Source organism: Streptosporangium sp. G12, assembly GCF_052983175.1.
This window is the reverse complement of record NZ_JBRIQO010000001.1, coordinates 120,527-137,035: the sequence shown is the minus strand read 5'-3', so window position 1 is coordinate 137,035 and position 16,509 is coordinate 120,527. Positions and strand designations below refer to the sequence as shown.

General features: G+C 71.6%; 9 protein-coding genes. 3 read left to right on the top strand and 6 right to left on the bottom strand.

From position 1 onward, the window contains the following. Positions 1 to 107 precede the first annotated feature (107 nt). Positions 108 to 1,370, bottom strand: a complete 1,263-nt coding sequence (locus tag ACVCAG_RS00570) for an MFS transporter (RefSeq protein WP_440086362.1) — start codon at positions 1,368 to 1,370, stop codon at positions 108 to 110. Between the two features lie 79 nt (positions 1,371 to 1,449). On the opposite strand from ACVCAG_RS00570, the gene ACVCAG_RS00565 reads away from it, so the two are divergent. Beyond that, a complete protein-coding gene (locus ACVCAG_RS00565; RefSeq protein WP_440086363.1) occupies positions 1,450 to 2,349 on the top strand; it encodes a LysR substrate-binding domain-containing protein in 900 nt (299 codons plus the stop codon). A 52-nt stretch (positions 2,350 to 2,401) separates the two neighbouring features. On the opposite strand, the gene ACVCAG_RS00560 is transcribed toward ACVCAG_RS00565, so the two are convergent. Continuing rightward, positions 2,402 to 3,610: an erythromycin esterase family protein gene (locus ACVCAG_RS00560; RefSeq protein WP_440086364.1), complete on the bottom strand. Its 1,209-nt coding sequence runs from the start codon at positions 3,608 to 3,610 to the stop codon at positions 2,402 to 2,404. Between the two features lie 77 nt (positions 3,611 to 3,687). Here ACVCAG_RS00560 and ACVCAG_RS00555 point away from each other — a divergent pair, with 77 nt between their 5' ends. After that, the gene (locus ACVCAG_RS00555; protein ID WP_440086365.1) at positions 3,688 to 4,374 is read left to right on the top strand and encodes a MerR family transcriptional regulator; all 687 of its coding nucleotides are present in this window, start codon (positions 3,688 to 3,690) and stop codon (positions 4,372 to 4,374) included. Between the two features lie 162 nt (positions 4,375 to 4,536). On the opposite strand, the gene ACVCAG_RS00550 is transcribed toward ACVCAG_RS00555, so the two are convergent. From ACVCAG_RS00550 to ACVCAG_RS00535, 4 genes are all read right to left on the bottom strand, one after another. Beyond that, positions 4,537 to 5,658 carry a substrate-binding domain-containing protein gene (locus ACVCAG_RS00550; protein WP_440086366.1) on the bottom strand — a complete coding sequence of 374 codons (1,122 nt, stop codon included), beginning with the start codon at positions 5,656 to 5,658 and terminating at the stop codon, positions 4,537 to 4,539. A 66-nt stretch (positions 5,659 to 5,724) separates the two neighbouring features. Further along, positions 5,725 to 7,014, bottom strand: coding sequence for a multiple monosaccharide ABC transporter permease (mmsB, locus tag ACVCAG_RS00545; RefSeq protein ID WP_447189283.1), 1,290 nt, complete (start codon positions 7,012 to 7,014; stop codon positions 5,725 to 5,727). Between the two features lie 5 nt (positions 7,015 to 7,019). Beyond that, positions 7,020 to 8,567 carry a multiple monosaccharide ABC transporter ATP-binding protein gene (gene mmsA / locus ACVCAG_RS00540; RefSeq protein ID WP_440086368.1) on the bottom strand — a complete coding sequence of 516 codons (1,548 nt, stop codon included), beginning with the start codon at positions 8,565 to 8,567 and terminating at the stop codon, positions 7,020 to 7,022. Positions 8,568 to 9,281: 714 nt separating this feature from the next. Continuing rightward, complete coding sequence (locus tag ACVCAG_RS00535) at positions 9,282 to 10,295, bottom strand: substrate-binding domain-containing protein (RefSeq protein WP_440086369.1); 1,014 nt, start codon at positions 10,293 to 10,295, stop codon at positions 9,282 to 9,284. Between the two features lie 510 nt (positions 10,296 to 10,805). Between ACVCAG_RS00535 and ACVCAG_RS00530 the strand changes: the two genes are divergently transcribed. Next, positions 10,806 to 16,493: a GH92 family glycosyl hydrolase gene (locus ACVCAG_RS00530; RefSeq protein ID WP_447189282.1), complete on the top strand. Its 5,688-nt coding sequence runs from the start codon at positions 10,806 to 10,808 to the stop codon at positions 16,491 to 16,493. Positions 16,494 to 16,509 lie beyond the last annotated feature (16 nt).

Here is a 16,509-nt window from a genome sequence, read left to right as displayed (position 1 = left end):
GGACCAGGCCGCGTACCGCGGCGGTTGCCCGGCCCCGCGCGGCTCCCGCGGCTCCCGCCGCCGCGGACACGGTGACGCGCGTGGTCCGGTCGTTCGGATCAGCCGGCCTAAGCGGCCGGAGTGGCCGAAGTGGCCGGTGCGGGGGCGTCGCCGTGGTGGACCGAGGGCTCCGGGGGCCTGCCCGCCCGGCCGGGGGTGACGCGCTCCAGGATCCAGAGCACGACGGTCCCGGCCGAGAGGACGGCGCCCAGGACGCACACGCCGGTCCAGCCGCCGTGCGCCCAGACCACCGATGTCAGCGCGGAGCCCACCGCGCCACCGAGGAACAGGGAGGTCATGAAGGCGGAGTTGATCCGGTTACGGGCCTCGGGCCGGATCGCGTAGAGGACGTTCTGGCTGCTGTTGAGCACCGCCTGGTGCGCCAGATCCAGCACGATCACGCCGGCGAGCAGCCAGACCAGCGAGCGTGCCCCCGCCGCGATCGCCGGCCAGGACGCCACCAGCAGGACCGTCCCGGCGCCGGTCACGAGCTGGACGCGCCCGCGGTCGGCCAGCCGCCCCGCCGCCGTGGCGGTCAGCGCACCCGCGACCCCGGCCAGGCCGAACAGTCCGACGGCCGACTCCGACCAGCCGTACGGTGACCGCACCAGCAGGAAGGTCAAAGCCGTCCACAGCACGCTGAACGAGGCGAGGCTCAACGCGCCGATACCCGCCCGCCACCGCAGCAACGGCTCGTGGCGGAACATCGCGACCGTCGAGCGCAGCAGCCCGACGTAGGACAGGCGCCCGCCGTCCTCGCCGAGCCGGGGCAGGAAGGCGCGCAGCGCCACCGCCATCAGCGCCATCAGCGCCGCGTTCACCCAGTAGACCGTCCGCCAGCCGCCCAGCTCGGACAACGCTCCGGACGCGGTCCGCGCCAGCAACAGGCCGAGCATCAGCCCGGTCATCACCGTGCCGACCACCCGGCCGCGCTCGGCCGGATCCGCCAGCGTCGCCGCGAACGGCACCACCACCTGCGCTCCGACCGAGGTCAGCGCGGTCAGGGCCGTACCGGCCAGGAGCACCGTGCCGTCGGCCGCGGTGGCCGACACCAGCAGGAACACCGCGGTCGCCGCGTAGAGCGACACGGCCAGCCGCCGCCGCTCCACCAGGTCGCCGAGCGGCACCAGCAGGACGAGCCCCAGCGCGTACCCGCCCTGCGCGGCCGTCACCACCAGCGCCGCCGCCGACGGCCCGACCCCCAGCTCCCGGCCGATCAGGTCGAGCAGCGGCTGCGCGAAGTAGTTTCCCGCGACCGCCAGCCCGGTCGCCACCGACATGAGCAGCAGCAGCCCCTGCGACAGGCCGCCCGTACGAGGTCTCGTCGTCATGCGCCCAGCTTCGGCAACGAACGATCGATGAGTCCAACACATGTTTGTCATCGAACCGATCGTGCATCACGATTGATCTGTGGAACTCCAGCAGATGCGCTATGTCGTCGCCGTCGCGGAGACGAGCAACTTCACCCGCGCCGCCGAGCGGTGCCTGGTCGTCCAGTCCGCGCTGAGCCACCAGATCGCCCGCCTGGAACGCGAGCTGGGCGCCAAGCTGTTCGAGCGCACCAGCCGCCGCGTCCGGCTGACCCCCGCCGGCGAGGCGTTCCTGCCCGCCGCCCGCCAGGCTCTCGAGGCCGCCGAACGGGCCCGCGCCGAGGTGGCGGCCGCCGCCGGCGAGATCCGGGGCCGGCTCGCCATCGGCGCCATTCCCACCGTCGCGGCGGTCGACCTCCCGACCGTGCTGAAGCATTTCCACCTGCGCCACCGGCAGGTGCGGATCACCCTGCGCTCGGGCGCGAGCGAGGAACTGGTCGAGCGGGTACGGCAGGGCAGCCTGGACGCCGCGTTCCTCGGGCTGCCGGTGGGCGCACGCCCCAGCGGCGTCCGCGGCCGCGAGCTGGCGCGCGGCGACCTCGTCGCCGTGGTGGCGCCGGGCCACCCGCTGGCGGGCAGGGAACGCGTGGACCTGCGCCGGCTGTCGGACGAGCCGTTCGTCGACTTCCCCCCGGGCACCGCCGCGCGGGCCCAGTCGGACGAGGCGTTCGCGGCGGCCGGGGTCCGGCGCGAGGTCGCCTTCGAAGTGACGAACATGGACTTCATGGCCCGCCTGATCCGGCAGGGCCTGGGCATCGGGCTGCTGCCCGCCGCCTTCACACCCGAACTTCCCGATCTGCCCGTCCTGCGGCTTCGCGACGCCCCCACCCGCATGGAGCACCTCGTCTGGAGCCGTTTCCCGCCGTCCCCCGCCGCCGCGGCGTTCCTGGCAGCCCTCGGCATCCCGGCGGCGGAATCCTCGGGATCGCCGGACCCGTGACCGCGGGTGCCCGGTTCCAGGCCTTCCCGGCGGCCGGTCGGCGGTGGGCGGCTCAGATCTCCCTGACGAAGACGATGGCGTCGGTCTGGCCGGTGGTGGCCGGGTCGAGGGGGAAGTAGGTGTGGTCGGCCGGGACGCGGGGTGCCGGCTCGCGGCCGAGGGCCGCGGCGAGGCGGCCGGGATCGACGACGGCGCGGTCGTGGGGGAGGGACGACAGGAGCCCCTCGAGGGTGTCGGGAGAGGGGACGTCGGAGCCACGAGTGCCGAAGGCGGTGGCGGCGAAGGCGTACCGGTCGCCGAGGCGTGTGTCCACGATCGCCCCGGCGCTCCACCACTCCAGCGTCCGGCCCGCCAGGGGACCCCAGCCCTCCGGCAGCAGCCAGCGGCTCCTGTCCCTCTGCAGGTGACGGTTGTGGGCGAAGGCGAGGGTGGGACCGCGACGGGACTCGAAGCCGACGATGGCGTCGAGGTTGTCGGCCATCATCGCGTCGCGCAGGCACATGAGCGAGCCGACGCGGGTGGGCGCGGTGTCGGCGATGCCGGCGTGGTAGCGCAGGAGCCCGGCGGCGGTGCGGGCGTACAGGTCGGCTCGCCACCAGGCGCCGGGGGAGGTGGCGGCCGTCAGATGGGGGGCGTGCGCGGTGAGCAGCGCGCGCAGGTCGTCGGTGATCAGGCGCAGTTCCCCGGCCTCGGGGGTGCGGCCCACGGACTGGGTGGGATCCGTCCACAGGGCGGCCGGGTTGGTCCAGCGCTCGTCGGGGCCGAGCAGCTCGTCGAGGCTCTCGCGGCTCCAGGCCAGGTCGAGGTGGGCGGAGAGGTAGTCGTGCAGCGCGGTCAGGGCCGTGCGGGGACCGGCGGGACCGGTGATCTCCAGGGGACCGTCGAAGCCGTAGAAGCGGAGCCGCTCGTGCGGGGGACGCCGCTCGTTGTAGGCGCGCATCCAGCGCAGGAGCTCGCGGTTGGCGGGTGAGGCGCCGGAGCCGTGGCTGAGGCCGCGGCTCACCGCCTCGTCGAGGGTCCCGACGCCGTCGGTGACGTACGCGTCGGCGGCCAGGGCCGTCAGGCAGTCGCTCTCGATGGTGATCGAGCGGTAGCCCTCGTGCTCGACGAGGTGGCGGAAGATCTCGTTGCGCAGCTCGGGGAAGGCTTCGACGCCGTGGGTGGGCTCGCCGAGGCCGAGCAGACGGGTGGTGGGGGACAGGAGCGCGGTGAGGGCGCCGCCGGTGAAGGGGCGAGCGGCGTCCCGGATCGAGATCGTCATATATTCGACTGTATCGTTGAACCTTTTGTGTAAACTTTGGCGATATTCACGGCTGCTGACGAGGAAGAACCTTCAAAATGCGGTTGCGGCCCATCGACCTGGCGCGCGAGCACGGCCTGTCCACGCAGGCGGTGCGCAACTACGAGGAGGCGGGGATCCTGCCGCCGGCCGAGCGCTCGGCGCACGGCTACCGCGCCTACGCTCCGCGCCACGCGGCGGCATTGCGGACGTTCCTGGCGCTGATCCCCGCGCACGGCCACGCGACCGCGGGGGCGATCATGCGGGCCGTGAACGACGGCGCGGTCGAGGAGGCGCTGCGGCTGATCGACGAGAGCCACGCGCAGCTGGCCGACGACCGGCGCACGCTGGAGGCCGTGGAACGAGCGCTGCGCGACCTGGCGCCGCCGCGCGAGCCGGCACCGGGGGTGACGTTCATCGGGCCGCTGGCGCGCAGGCTCGGCATCCGGCCGGCGACACTGCGCAAATGGGAGCGGGCCGGGCTGATCGCGCCCCGGCGCGACCCGCGCACCGGCTACCGCGTCTACACCTCCGCCGACGTGCGCGACGTGCTGCTGGCCCACCAGTTGCGGCGCGGCGGGTACGGGCTGGAGCCGATCGCGCGGGTGCTGGAGCGGGTGCGGACGGCGGGCGGACCGGAGCCGCTGCAGGCGACGCTGCGGGAGTGGCACGACCGGCTGACGGCGCGGGGCCTGGCGATGCTGGCGGGCGCGGCCGCGCTCGACACCTGCCTGGGGACGCCGTAGCGCCCGGCCGGTCCCGGCCGCGCTCGGCGCCTGCCCGGGGACGCCATGGCGTCCGGCCGTGTCCGGCCGCGCTCGGCCCTCGGCCGCCCGGAAACGACCGTGGGCCCCCGGTCGTGAAGCTTCCGGGGACCCACGGGTGTGGCTGACTCCAGCCGGGCGCCGTTACTTCGTGAGCGGGGCCAGCTTGGGGTCGTTGGCGTACGCCTCCACGACGTTCTCCTTGGTCACGATCAGCGGCTCGAGCAGGTACGACGGGACGACCTTCACCCCGTTGTCGTACGACTTGGTGTCGTTGACCTGGGGGGCCTTGCCGGCCTGCAGGTCCTTGGCCATCTGGATGGTCTGCTTGACCAGCTCGCGGGTGTCCTTGTTGATCGTCGAGTACTGCTCGCCGGCCACGATCGACTTGACCGACTCGACCTCGGAGTCCTGGCCGGTCACCACGGGCAGGTCCTTGCCGGCACCCTTGACCGAGGTGATGATGGCGCGGGCCAGCGTGTCGTTGGGGGAGAGCACCCCGTCCAGGGTCTTGCTGCTGTAGGTGGAGGTCAGCAGCGAGTCCATGCGACGCTGGGCGTTCTCGGCCTTCCAGCCGTCGGTGGCGGTCTGCTTGACGTCGGTCTGGCCGGAGCCGACCACCACGCTGCCGTCGTCGATCTTCGGCTTCAGCACGTCCATCGCGCCGTCGAAGAAGACCGCCGAGTTGTTGTCGTCCGACGAGCCGGAGAACAGCTCGATGGTGTAGGGGCCGTCGGCCTTCTTCGCCTTCATGCCGTCCAGCAGGGCCTGGCCCTGGAGCTGGCCGACCTTGAAGTTGTCGTAGGCGATGTAGTAGTCGACCGCGTCGGTGTTCTTGATGAGCCGGTCGTAGGCGATGACGGTCGCGCCGGACGCCTTGGCGGCCTCCACCTGGGTGCTCAGCTGCGCGGCGTCGGTCGCGCCGATGACGATGACCTTGGCGCCCTTGGTGACCATTGCCGAGATCTGCGCCTGCTGGTCGGCGACGGTGGTGGAGGAGCCGGCGTACTGGACGTCGGACTTGAAGCCGGCCTCCTTCAGGCCCTCGGTGAACAGGCCACCGGCCAGGACCCAGTTCTCCGAGGTCTTCGACGGCAGCGCGACGCCGATCAGCGAGTCGGCGGGGAAGCCCTTCGCGGCCTCGCTGGAGCCGGCGGAGGCGCCCGTACCGCCGGCGGGGGTCTGCGAACGCTCGGAGGCGCAGGCGGTGAGTGACAGAAGCGCGATGGCCCCGGCCGCCACGCCCCTGACGAGGATATTGCGCATTTTCAGAGGTGCCCTTCTTCAAAGGAGGACGGGGCGGAGGTCTCCCGCCCCGCCGACGGTGGCCGGTTAGCCGGCCACCGGACTCTTGCCGTGTTCCTGGTCCGGCTCGGCGCCGGACGCCGGGCCGGCCGGTGTCTCCCGGCGGAACGGGCGCGTCAGCGATCCGAGGACCGAGAAGCGCCCCTGCTTCTTGTTGTAGACGTCGAGCGCGACGGCGAGCAGCAGGACCAGGCCCTTGATGATCTGCACCCGGTCGGAGCCCACGCCCATCAGCTGCAGGCCGTTGTTGAGCACGGCCATGACGAGGCCGCCGACGATGGATCCGCTGATCGTGCCGAGGCCGCCGGAGACCGCCGCGCCGCCGATGAAGACGGCGGCGATCGCGTCCAGCTCCCAGCCGATGCCGTCCTGCGGGCCCGAGGCGGCCGAACGGGCAACGAAGATCATGCCGGCCAGGGCCGCCAGGACCGACATGTTCATCATCACCAGGAAGTTGACCCGCCTGAGCTTGACGCCGGACAGCTCGGCGGCCCTGGCGTTGCCGCCGACCGCGTAGATGTGCCGGCCGCCCGCCGTGTTGCGGGTGATGAACGCGTAGATCACGACCAGGACGCCGAGGATGATCCCGGAGATCGGGAAGCTGGTCCCGATCCGCCCGCCGGCGAACTGCAGGGTCGCGAACACCACCACGACGACCGGGACGGCGACCCGGATCGCCGAGATCCACATCGGGGCGACGTCGGCCGCCATCTCCCGCCGGGTCTGGCGGGCCCTCCACTCCCGGACCACGATCGCCACGCAGACGACCAGGCCGAGCAGGAGCGTGAGGTTGTTGTACCCGGTGTCCGGGCCGACCTCCGGCAGGAAGCCGGCACCGATGATCCTGAACCCCTCGGGCACCGGGATGGTGTCGGCGTTGCCGATGTACTGGTTGCCGCCCCGGAACAGCATCATGCTGGCCAGGGTGACGATGAATGCCGGCACCCCGACGTAGGCCACCCAGAAGCCCTGCCAGGTGCCGATGAGGACACCGACCGCCAGGCCGATCAGGATGGCGGGGAACCACGGCACCGAGTAGTCCTGCATGACCTTCGCGACCACGATGCCGACGAACGCGGCGATCGAGCCGACGGAGAGGTCGATGTGCCCGGCGACGATGACCATCAGCATCCCGATGGCCAGGATCAGGATGTACGAGTACTGGCTCACCAGCGAGATGAGGTTGCCGGAGTTCAGCGTCAGGCCGTCGGTCAGGACCTGGAACAGCAGGACGATCGCCACCAGCGTGAAGATCATCCCGAACTGCCGGGCGTTGGAGGTCGTCCCTCCGAACAGGGACTTCTGGAGTTCTTTCACGCGGCTCATGATCGACGTGCCTTCTTCGCTGAGGTCATCTGCTTCATCAGTAGTTCGGGGTCGGCGTCTCGCCGGTCGATGTTGCCGGTGATGGTCCCCTCGAACACCGTGTAGATCCGGTCACAGAGGCCGATCAGCTCGGGGAGCTCCGAGGAGATGACGATGACGCCCTTCCCCTGGTCGGCGAGTCGCTGGATGATGCCGTAGATCTCGTACTTGGCGCCCACGTCGATGCCCCGGGTCGGCTCGTCGAGAATGAGCAGGTCGGGGTCGGTGAACATCCACTTCGCCAGCACCACCTTCTGCTGGTTTCCGCCGGAGAGCTTGGTGACCCCCTCGTCGACGGTGGGGGCCTTGACCCGCAGGCTCGTCCGGTAGCCCTCGGCCGCCCGATGCTCCCGCACCGGGTCGACCACGCCGCGGGTGGAGACCTTGGAGAGCTTGGCCGACACCATCGAGGTCTTGATGTCGTCGAGCAGGTTCAGGCCGATCGACTTGCGGTCCTCGCTGACGTACGCCAGGCCGTGCGCGATGGCGTCCGACACCGACTTCAACACGATCTCCCGGCCGTCCTTGAAGATCTTCCCGGAGACGTAGGTGCCGTACGAGCGGCCGAAGATGCTCATCGCCAGCTCGGTGCGCCCGGCGCCCATCAGGCCGGCGAACCCGACGATCTCGCCGCGGCGCACGGTGAAGCTGGAGTTCTTGACCACCAGGCGCTCGGCGGAGATCGGGTGCCGGACCGTCCAGTCGCGCACCTCGAAGAAGACCTCGCCGATCTCGGGAGTGTGGTCGGGGAAGCGGCTGTGCAGCTCCCGGCCGACCATGCCCCGGACGATCCGGTCCTCGTCGACGCCGTCCGCCTTGATGTCGAGGGTCTCGATCGTCCGGCCGTCCCGCAGGATGGTGATGCTGTCGGCGATCTGCGCGATCTCGTTGAGCTTGTGGGAGATGATGATCGAGGTGATGCCCCGCTGCTTGAAGTCGCGGAGGAGGTCCAGCAGGTGCTGGGAGTCGGCCTCGTTCAGGGCGGCGGTGGGCTCGTCGAGGATGAGGAGCTTCACGTCCTTGGCGAACGCCTTCGCGATCTCCACGAGCTGCTGCTTGCCCACGCCGATGTCCTTGATCAGCGTGTCCGGGTCCTCTTCCAGGCCGACCCGGGCCATCAGCTCCAGGGCCTGGCGGTTGGCGGTCTTCCAGTTGATCACGCCGCCGCGGCCCGGTTCGTTGCCGAGGAAGATGTTCTCGGTGATGGACATGCCGGGCACCAGGGCGAGCTCCTGGTGGATGATCACGATGCCGGAGTTCTCGCTGGCCCGGATGTCGGAGAACCGGCTCTCCGTGCCCTGGTAGAAGATCTCGCCGGAGTAGGTGCCGTACGGATGGACCCCGCTGAGCACCTTCATCAGGGTGGACTTGCCGGCGCCGTTCTCCCCGGCGATCGCGTGGATCTCGCCGGCCCGCACCACCAGGTTGACGTCGGAGAGCGCCTTGACCCCGGGGAACTCCTTGGTGATCGAACGCATCTCCAGCAGGACGGGTGCGTCGCTCATGACCGGCCCGCCCGGGTCCGGGCCCGTGCCGGGCACGGTCTCGGAACGGCGACGTCGCCGTCTCTGGGCCGGCAGCGGGATCCGCGCGCGTCCGGCTGCAGGGGACCGCGCCAGGTCACCACCGACATGGTTGCCTCCGGGAGGTTCGTCATCAGTTCGTTTGCCGTGCTGTGGCCTGAACCACATCTGGCGGACAGGGGCTTTCCGCAGAATCTAAATTAATTCATTCTTCGCATGACTCGCCGGTGAGCGGTGGCGTGTGCCGCCGCCCGGGTCGTACGTGGTCGCGTGCCGCGGTCGGCCGCCGTCAGGGAGCGAGCCCGGCCGTCCCGTCGTGGGAGCCGGTGACAGAAGTCCGCCGGGGGCGTCCGCCGCGGGTGCGGCCGTGCCCGAGCGCGGTTCCCGGCTGGACACGACGCCGTGGGAGGCAGAAGTCAATGATCATAACGATTCCGGATTCTCTCTGATCGGCCGTGACATCGTTGTCAGGCAGGCAGCGGGTAGAGACTCCACCCGCGTTACAGGCGTGTCAATCGGCCCCCTCCCAATGTGGCCATTTTGTAACGTACCGTGACGCTAGGGGAGTTTTACCGCGCATGATCCTTTGAGCGGTCCCCGGCCCGGCGGGCGCGACGCGTGCCGGACCGCGGGCGACCGGCCGTGCCGGCGCGGTCGCTCCTCGCGGTCACCCGGCTCTGCGCCGCTCGGTGCGGCTCAGCGCGGCGGGAGGCCCCGCTCGACCAGTTCGGTGGGAAGCACCACGGTGCGCGGCCACGACCGGTCTCCCCCGATCCGCCGGAACAGCAGCTCGGCGGCGGTCCTGGCCAGCTCGCGGGTGTCGTAGGCGATCACCGTCAGCGGGTGCGGCACCAGGCTGGACATGTCGAAGTCGTCGAACCCGAGCACCGCGGCGTCGCTGCCGCGCCGGTGCAGCTCCTCGATCACGCCGAGGGTGATCCGGTTGTTCAGGCTGAAGAAGGCGGTCGGCGGATCCGGCCGGTCGAGCAGCTCGGAGACGACCCGGGCGGCCGCCGCCGGATCGCGGACGCCGTCACGGACCAGCCGGGTGTCGTACGGCGCGCCGGCCGGGGCCAGCGCGTCCTGCGCGCCGTCGAGCCGCTCGCGCATCGTGTAGACGCCGATCGAGTCGAGCAGGATGGCGACCCGGCGGTGGCCCGCCTCGACGAGCCGGCGCACCCCGGCCCGCGCGCCCCCGCGGTTGTCGAGCAGCACCGTGTCGGCGAGCAGCCCGCCGGCCGGCCGGTCGAGGAAGACCACCGGGGTGCCGAGCTCGACCTCGGCGCGCATGAACGAGTGGTCGTCACCGGCCGGCACCACGAGCAGCCCGTCGACGCGGCGGGCGCACATGTCCCGCAGCAGTTGCTGCTCGCGTGCCGGATCCTCCTCGGAACTGGCGATGATGAGCATCGTGCCGTGTTGCCGGGCGACCTCGGCGGCGGCTCCCGCGATCGTCGCGTAGAACGGGTTGGCGATCTCCTCGATCAGCAGCCCGACCGTGGCGGTCGTCTGCCCCGAGCGCAGCGAGCTGGCCAGGTGGTTGCGGCGGAAGCCCAGCTCGGCCACGGCGGCGAGCACTCGCTCGACCAGCTCGGGCTGGACGTGGGGCGCGTTGTTCACGACCCGGGAGACGGTCTTCAGGCTCACTCCGGCCCGGGTCGCCACGTCCACCATGGTGGGCCGCCTCGTACGGCCGCCGTCGCTGGTCATGCCACGAACCATACCGACACGCCGTCCGTCCTGGTGACAACGTTGTCCGACCTGCGGCCCTGGTCACCGCACGGATGACCCCGCCGGGGGCCGGGCACGACCGGCGACCACGGACGCCGGTCGCGTCACCCCGCCCGGCCGACCCCGCCGGGCGACCCGGGAGAACGCACGGTTTCCGGGAGGTTACCCGATCGGCTCTTGACAACGTTGTCTCGCAAGGGAAACGCTGGGCCGCGATCAACACCCGGGTGCGCCCCCCGCGCACCCACCGTCCCCTCCTGTCCCCCATGGAGCTTCCCGCATGGTCTGAGACCCGTGTCCCGGCACCGATGACGGCACCGACCCCGACCCCGACGCCCGCGACGGCGTGCGGCGGGCCGTCCCGCGTGCCCGGCGGGCGCGCCCGCGCTCCGCCGCGGCCGATCGGCCGCGGCGGCTGCGGCGGCTGCGGGTCTCGCCCCCGGCGTCCGACGCTCTCGACACCCCCCAACGAGTCAAAAGGCACCCGCCATGTCGCATCCCCCCTTCGCCCGCATCCTGTCCCTGCGGCGGTTCGCCGCGACCGCGGCACTGCTGCTGCCGGTGTGGCTGCTCGTCGCCACACCCCCGGCGAGCGCCGCGGCCCCTCCCGGCGACTTCGGCTCCTCGTTCGAGCCGGCCGACCCGCGACCCGCGGCGAGCACCGTCGAGATCGGTGCGAACGGCGAGCCGATCCAGGCGAACCTGAGCGGATCGAGCCCGACCGGACTGCCCGGCAGCCTGCTCGGCCAGGTCACCGCGGTGTCCGCGAGCGCCGAGAACCCGCCGAACGAGACCGCCGCGACCCTCAAGGACGGCAGCCCGTCGACCAAGTGGCTGGCGTTCGCCCGGACCGGCTGGGTGACCTACAAGCTGGCCAAGCCCGCGGTGGTGGTGCGCTACTCGCTCACCTCCGCGGACGACGCGCCGGGCCGCGACCCCAGGGACTTCACCGTGCAGGGGTCGAACGACGGCGGCACGTGGACCGACCTGGACAGGCGGACGGGACAGAGCTTCGGCGGGCGGTTCGCCACCAACGTCTACGACGTCGCCAACACGACCGCCTACGACCACTACCGGCTGAACGTCACCGCGAACTCCGGTGACTCGATCATCCAGCTCGCCGACTGGAACATCAGCGACGGCTCGGACGTCAGGCCGCCGGTCACCCCGATGGTCAGCGTCGTCGGCGGCGGTCCGGTCAACGGCCACACCATGAAGCCGCGGGCCGGATTCACCGGGACGGCCTCGCTGCGCTACGCGGGCGGCGCCGAGGCGGCCGGCCGCTCGTACGCGACCAACAGGCTGTTCGACGTCGACATCCCGGTCGGGCCGAAGACCCGGCTGTCCTACAAGGTCTTCCCCGAGTTCACCGGTCAGGACGCCCGGTACCCGTCCACCCACGTCGCCGTCGACCTGCACTTCACCGACGGCAGCTACCTGAGCGGCCGCTCGCCCGTCGACCAGCACGGCTACCCGCTCACGGCCGCAGGGCAGGGCGCGTCGAAGGTGCTCTACGCCGACCAGTGGAACGCGGTGCGGTCCGAGATCGGGGCGGTCGCGAACGGCAAGACGATCGACCGGATCCTGCTCGCCTACGACGACCCCCAGGCGACCGCCTCGACCCGCTTCCAGGGCTGGCTCGACGACGTCACCCTGACGGGCGTCCCGGTGCCGATCGACGGCTCCCGCCTGACCGACTACGTCGACACCCGGCGCGGGACCAACTCGACGGGCGGGTTCTCGCGCGGCAACAACCTGCCGATCACCGCGGTGCCGAACGGCTTCAACTTCTTCACACCGGTCACCAACGCCACGTCCCACTCGTGGGAGTACGACTACCAGCGGGGCAACAACGCGGACAACCTCCCCATGATGGAGGGGCTCGCGATCTCGCACGAGCCCAGCCCGTGGATGGGCGACCGCAACCAGATGTCGATCATGCCGGTGCCGGCCGGCGGGCCGCTCACCGGAGCGCCCGGCGGCCGGGCGCTCGCCTTCAGCCACGACGACGAGATCGCGCGGCCGGACCTCTACCGGGTCACGCTGCGGAACGGCCTGATCGCGGAGATGACGCCCACCGACCACGCCGGGATCATGCGGTTCACCTTCCCGGACGGCCAGGCCACCGGAAGCCTCGTCTTCTACAACGGCACGTTCGCCATCGGCACGGACGGCACGTTCACCGGCTGGGTCGACAACGGAAGCGGCCAGTCGGCCGGTCGCAGCCGGATGTTCGTCTCCGGCACCTTCGACCGGGCGCCCACGCAGTCCTCCGCCACGTCCGCCACCTTCGACACCTCCGGGAAGCGGCAGGTGACGCTGCGCCTCGCGACGTCGTTCCTCTCGGTCGACCAGGCACGCCGGAACCTCGACATGGAGGTCGGCGGCAGGAGCTTCGACCAGATTCAGGCCGCCGCCACCGCGGAGTGGAAGGACCGGCTCGGCCGGGTCGAGGTGCGGGGCGCGACCGAGACGCAGCTGGTGACGCTCTACTCGAACCTGTACCGGCTGAACCTGTACCCGAACTCGCAGTCGGAGAACACCGGCACCGCCGCCGCCCCGCGCTGGCAGTACGCGAGCCCGGTGTCGGAGCCGACCGGCACGTCGACCGCCACGCAGACCGGCGCGAAGATCGTCGACGGGCAGATCTACGTCAACAACGGGTTCTGGGACACCTACCGCACCGTGTGGCCCGCGTACTCGCTGCTCTACCCCGACGTCGCGGCCAGGATCGCCGACGGGTTCGTCCAGCAGTACCGCGACGGCGGGTGGGTCGCCCGCTGGTCCTCACCCGGCTACGCCGACCTGATGACCGGCACCAGCGCGAACGTCTCGCTGGCCCAGGCCTACCTCAACGGCGTCAAGCTGCCCGACCCGCTCGGCGCGTACGACTCGGCGGTGAAGGACGCGACCGTCGCGTCCGGGCGCGGCGAGGTCGGCCGCAAGGGCATCGAGGCCTCGCTGTTCCTCGGCTACACGCCGACCTCCACCGGCGAGTCGGTGTCGTGGGCGCTGGAGGGCTTCATCAACGACTACGGCCTCGGCAACATGGGCGCGGCCCTGGCCAAGGACCCGGCCACCCCGAGATCGCGGCGCGACGGGCTCAAGGAGGAGTCGGAGTACTTCCTGCAGCGGGCCCGCAACTACGTCAACCTCTTCGACACGGGCACGAAGTTCTTCCGGGGCCGCGACGCCACCGGCACCTTCCTCGCCGGCGACCCGCTGGACTGGGGCGGCGTCTACACCGAGACCAACGGGTGGAACTTCGCGTTCACCGCGCAGCAGGACGGCCAGGGACTGGCCAACCTGCACGGCGGGCGGGCGGCGCTGCGGCAGAAGCTCGACGAGTTCTTCGCCACCCCGGAGAACGCCGACAGGCCCGGCGGGTACGGCGGCACGATCCACGAGATGCTCGAAGCCCGTGCGGTGCGGATGGGCCAGCTCGGCATGAGCAACCAGCCGTCACACCACATCCCGTACATGTACAACTACGTCGGGGCGCCGGCGAAGACACAGGCGATCGTGCGGGAGATCCTGCAGCGCCTCTACGTCGGCGGCGAGATCGGCCAGGGCTACCTGGGCGACGAGGACAACGGCGAGATGTCGGCGTGGCACGTCCTCAGCTCGCTGGGCCTCTACCCGCTGCAGGCCGGCTCGTCCAACTGGGCCATCGGCTCGCCGCAGTTCACCCGGATGACCGTCCACCGCGAGAGCGGCGACATCGTCGTCAACGCGCCGGACAACAGCACGAGGAACGTCTACGTGCAGAGCGTGAAGGTCAACGGCAAGACGCAGCGCGAGGTGTCCGTCGACGCCTCCCGGCTCGCCCGCGGCGGCACGATCGACTTCGAGATGGGCCCGAACCCGTCGTCCTGGGGCGCCGGCGAGAAGGACGCGCCGCCGTCGCTGACCAAGGGCGGAACGGTGCCCAAGCCGTTCCAGGACACCACCGGTCCCGGTCTCGGCACCGCGACCGCGAGCGGCGGGCAGGACGCGTCGAAGCTGTTCGACGACTCGTCGACCACGCAGATGACCTTCACCTCCGGCACGCCGCAGATCGGCTGGACCTTCCGCGGCGGCAGGCAGAAGCCGGTGTACTACACGCTCACCTCCGGTGCGAGCACCGGCGCACCGGCGGCCTCCGGGGAGAGGAAGGGTGCCCCGGCCTCCGGGGACCCGGTCTCCGGGGCGACCACGGGCGACCCGGCGGACTGGCGGCTGCAGGGCTCCAACGACGGGATCACCTGGACCACGGTCGACTCCCGCAAGGACGAGGTGTTCTCCTGGCGCAACCACACCCGGCCGTTCAAGATCAACCACCCGGGACGGTTCGCGCAGTTCCGCCTGGCCGTGACGAAGGCCGTCGGAGGCGCGCGGACGAACCTCGCCGAGATCGAGCTGCTCGCCGGCGGCGACATCCAGCTCGGTGGCGGCGACGTCACGGTCACCCCCGCGAGCGGCGTGCACGCCACGTCCGGCGTCGAGGCGCCGGTGACACTCGCCTCCGTCACCGGGGGCACCGCGAGCGGTTACCGGGCCACCGTCGACTGGGGTGACGGCTCAGCGGTCACCGAGGGCACCCTGACCCTGAGCTCGCGGAGCGTGTACGAGGTCAGCGGCTCGCACACCTACGCCAAGCCGGGCCACTACCAGGCGAGCGTCACGGTGACCGACGGCACCGGCCAGGGCTCGGGAACGGTCGGCGTCGAGGTGGCCTACGCGCCGGAGTCCGGTCTCGCCGCGGCGTTCGACACCGTCTGCATCGGTGACGAGGGCGTCCTCGCGGCGGACTGCGACGCCAAGTCGTGGGCGTACTCGCGGGCGGCCCTCGAGGCGGCCGGCGTGACCCAGGGCCGGCGGCACGAGGTGCCCGGAACGGCGCTGCGCTTCACGCTGCCGGCGGTCCCGGCCGGGCGGCCGGACAACGCGACCGGCAACGGCAAGAAGATCGTGCTCAACCTGCCGGACGACGCGAGGAGCATCTCGTTCATCGGCGCCGGCACGCAGGGCGACCAGAGCACCACCGGCAGGGCCACTTTCGACGACGGCGGCACGGCCGACATCCCGATCCAGATGAGCGACTGGACGCTGGGCGGCAACCCCGACGGCACGCCGTCCTACGGCAACATCGTCGTCGCCAGGACCGCGTACCGGCTGCTCGGCACGAGCCGGGACAGTGCGCGGCCGTTCCTGTTCGCCACCGCGCCGTACCGGATCCCGGACGGCAGGAAGCTCGTGTCGGTGACCCTGCCGGCGCAGACCGGCGAGCCGGGCTCGGCGGGCAGGATCCACGTGTTCGCCGTCGCCGACGACGGCACGCCGGGCGCCGCGCTGGTGAGCACCGCCGCCAAGGACCAGAAGGCCGTCGCCGGGCAGGCCCTGTCGGCCGACCTCGGTTCGGTGACCGGTGGCGTCACCGGCTCGGCGGGCCACCGCGCCCGCGTCCAGTGGGGCGACGGCACGGTTCCCGCCGACGCCACGGTCGGCCCGTCCGGCGCGATGAGCGGTCAGCACACGTACGAGCGTGAGGGCACCTACACGGTGCACGTCACCGCGTGGGACACGCTGTCGAGCGTCACCACGACGTTCACCGTGACCGTGACGCGGGCCGGGGCGCAGCCGTCGATCTCGGTGTCGGCGTCCGCCCCCGTCACCGCCGGCGACCCGGTCACCGTCAAGGGAAGCGGGTTCGCCGCCGGCGAGCGGGTGACCGTCAGCCTCGGAGCGGGCCCGGCGGACGGCGCGACGGTCGTGGCCTCGGCGAAGGGAGAGGTCCAGACGTCGATAACGGCGTCCGGCGACGCGCGGCCCGGCCGGTACGCCGTCACCGCCGTCGGCGCGTCCTCGGACACGGCGGCGACGGCGACCGTCCAGGTGATCGAGGAGCCGGTGGCGCGCACGTACCGGCCGGAGGTGCTGCTGTCGACCACCTCCGGGCCGCGCGGCACGGCGATCGTCGTCGACGGTTCCGGGTTCGCGCCGAACGAGGCGGTCACGATCGGCTTCGGTGACGGCCTCGCCTCCACCACCGTGCGCGCGAACGGCGACGGTGTCGTCTCCGGCGAGACCGTCAGCGTGCCGGGGACGGCGAAGCCGGGTTCGGCCGGCGTCACGCTGGCCGGCGCCGGCTCGAAGACCCGGGTCGAGCTGACCTTCACGGTCACCGGCCAGGACTGAGACACCGAGGTCGCCG

Bases quoted from the DNA above. Each gene is read 5' to 3' on its own strand.
- ACVCAG_RS00570 (WP_440086362.1), bottom strand. From the start codon at position 1,370: ATGACGACGAGACCTCGTACGGGCGGCCTGTCGCAGGGGCTGCTGCTG.
- ACVCAG_RS00560 (WP_440086364.1), bottom strand. From the start codon at position 3,610: ATGACGATCTCGATCCGGGACGCCGCTCGCCCCTTCACCGGCGGCGCC.
- ACVCAG_RS00555 (WP_440086365.1), top strand. From the start codon at position 3,688: ATGCGGTTGCGGCCCATCGACCTGGCGCGCGAGCACGGCCTGTCCACG.
- ACVCAG_RS00550 (WP_440086366.1), bottom strand. From the start codon at position 5,658: ATGCGCAATATCCTCGTCAGGGGCGTGGCGGCCGGGGCCATCGCGCTT.
- mmsA (WP_440086368.1), bottom strand. From the start codon at position 8,567: ATGAGCGACGCACCCGTCCTGCTGGAGATGCGTTCGATCACCAAGGAG.
- ACVCAG_RS00535 (WP_440086369.1), bottom strand. From the start codon at position 10,295: ATGACCAGCGACGGCGGCCGTACGAGGCGGCCCACCATGGTGGACGTG.
- ACVCAG_RS00530 (WP_447189282.1), top strand. From the start codon at position 10,806: ATGTCGCATCCCCCCTTCGCCCGCATCCTGTCCCTGCGGCGGTTCGCC.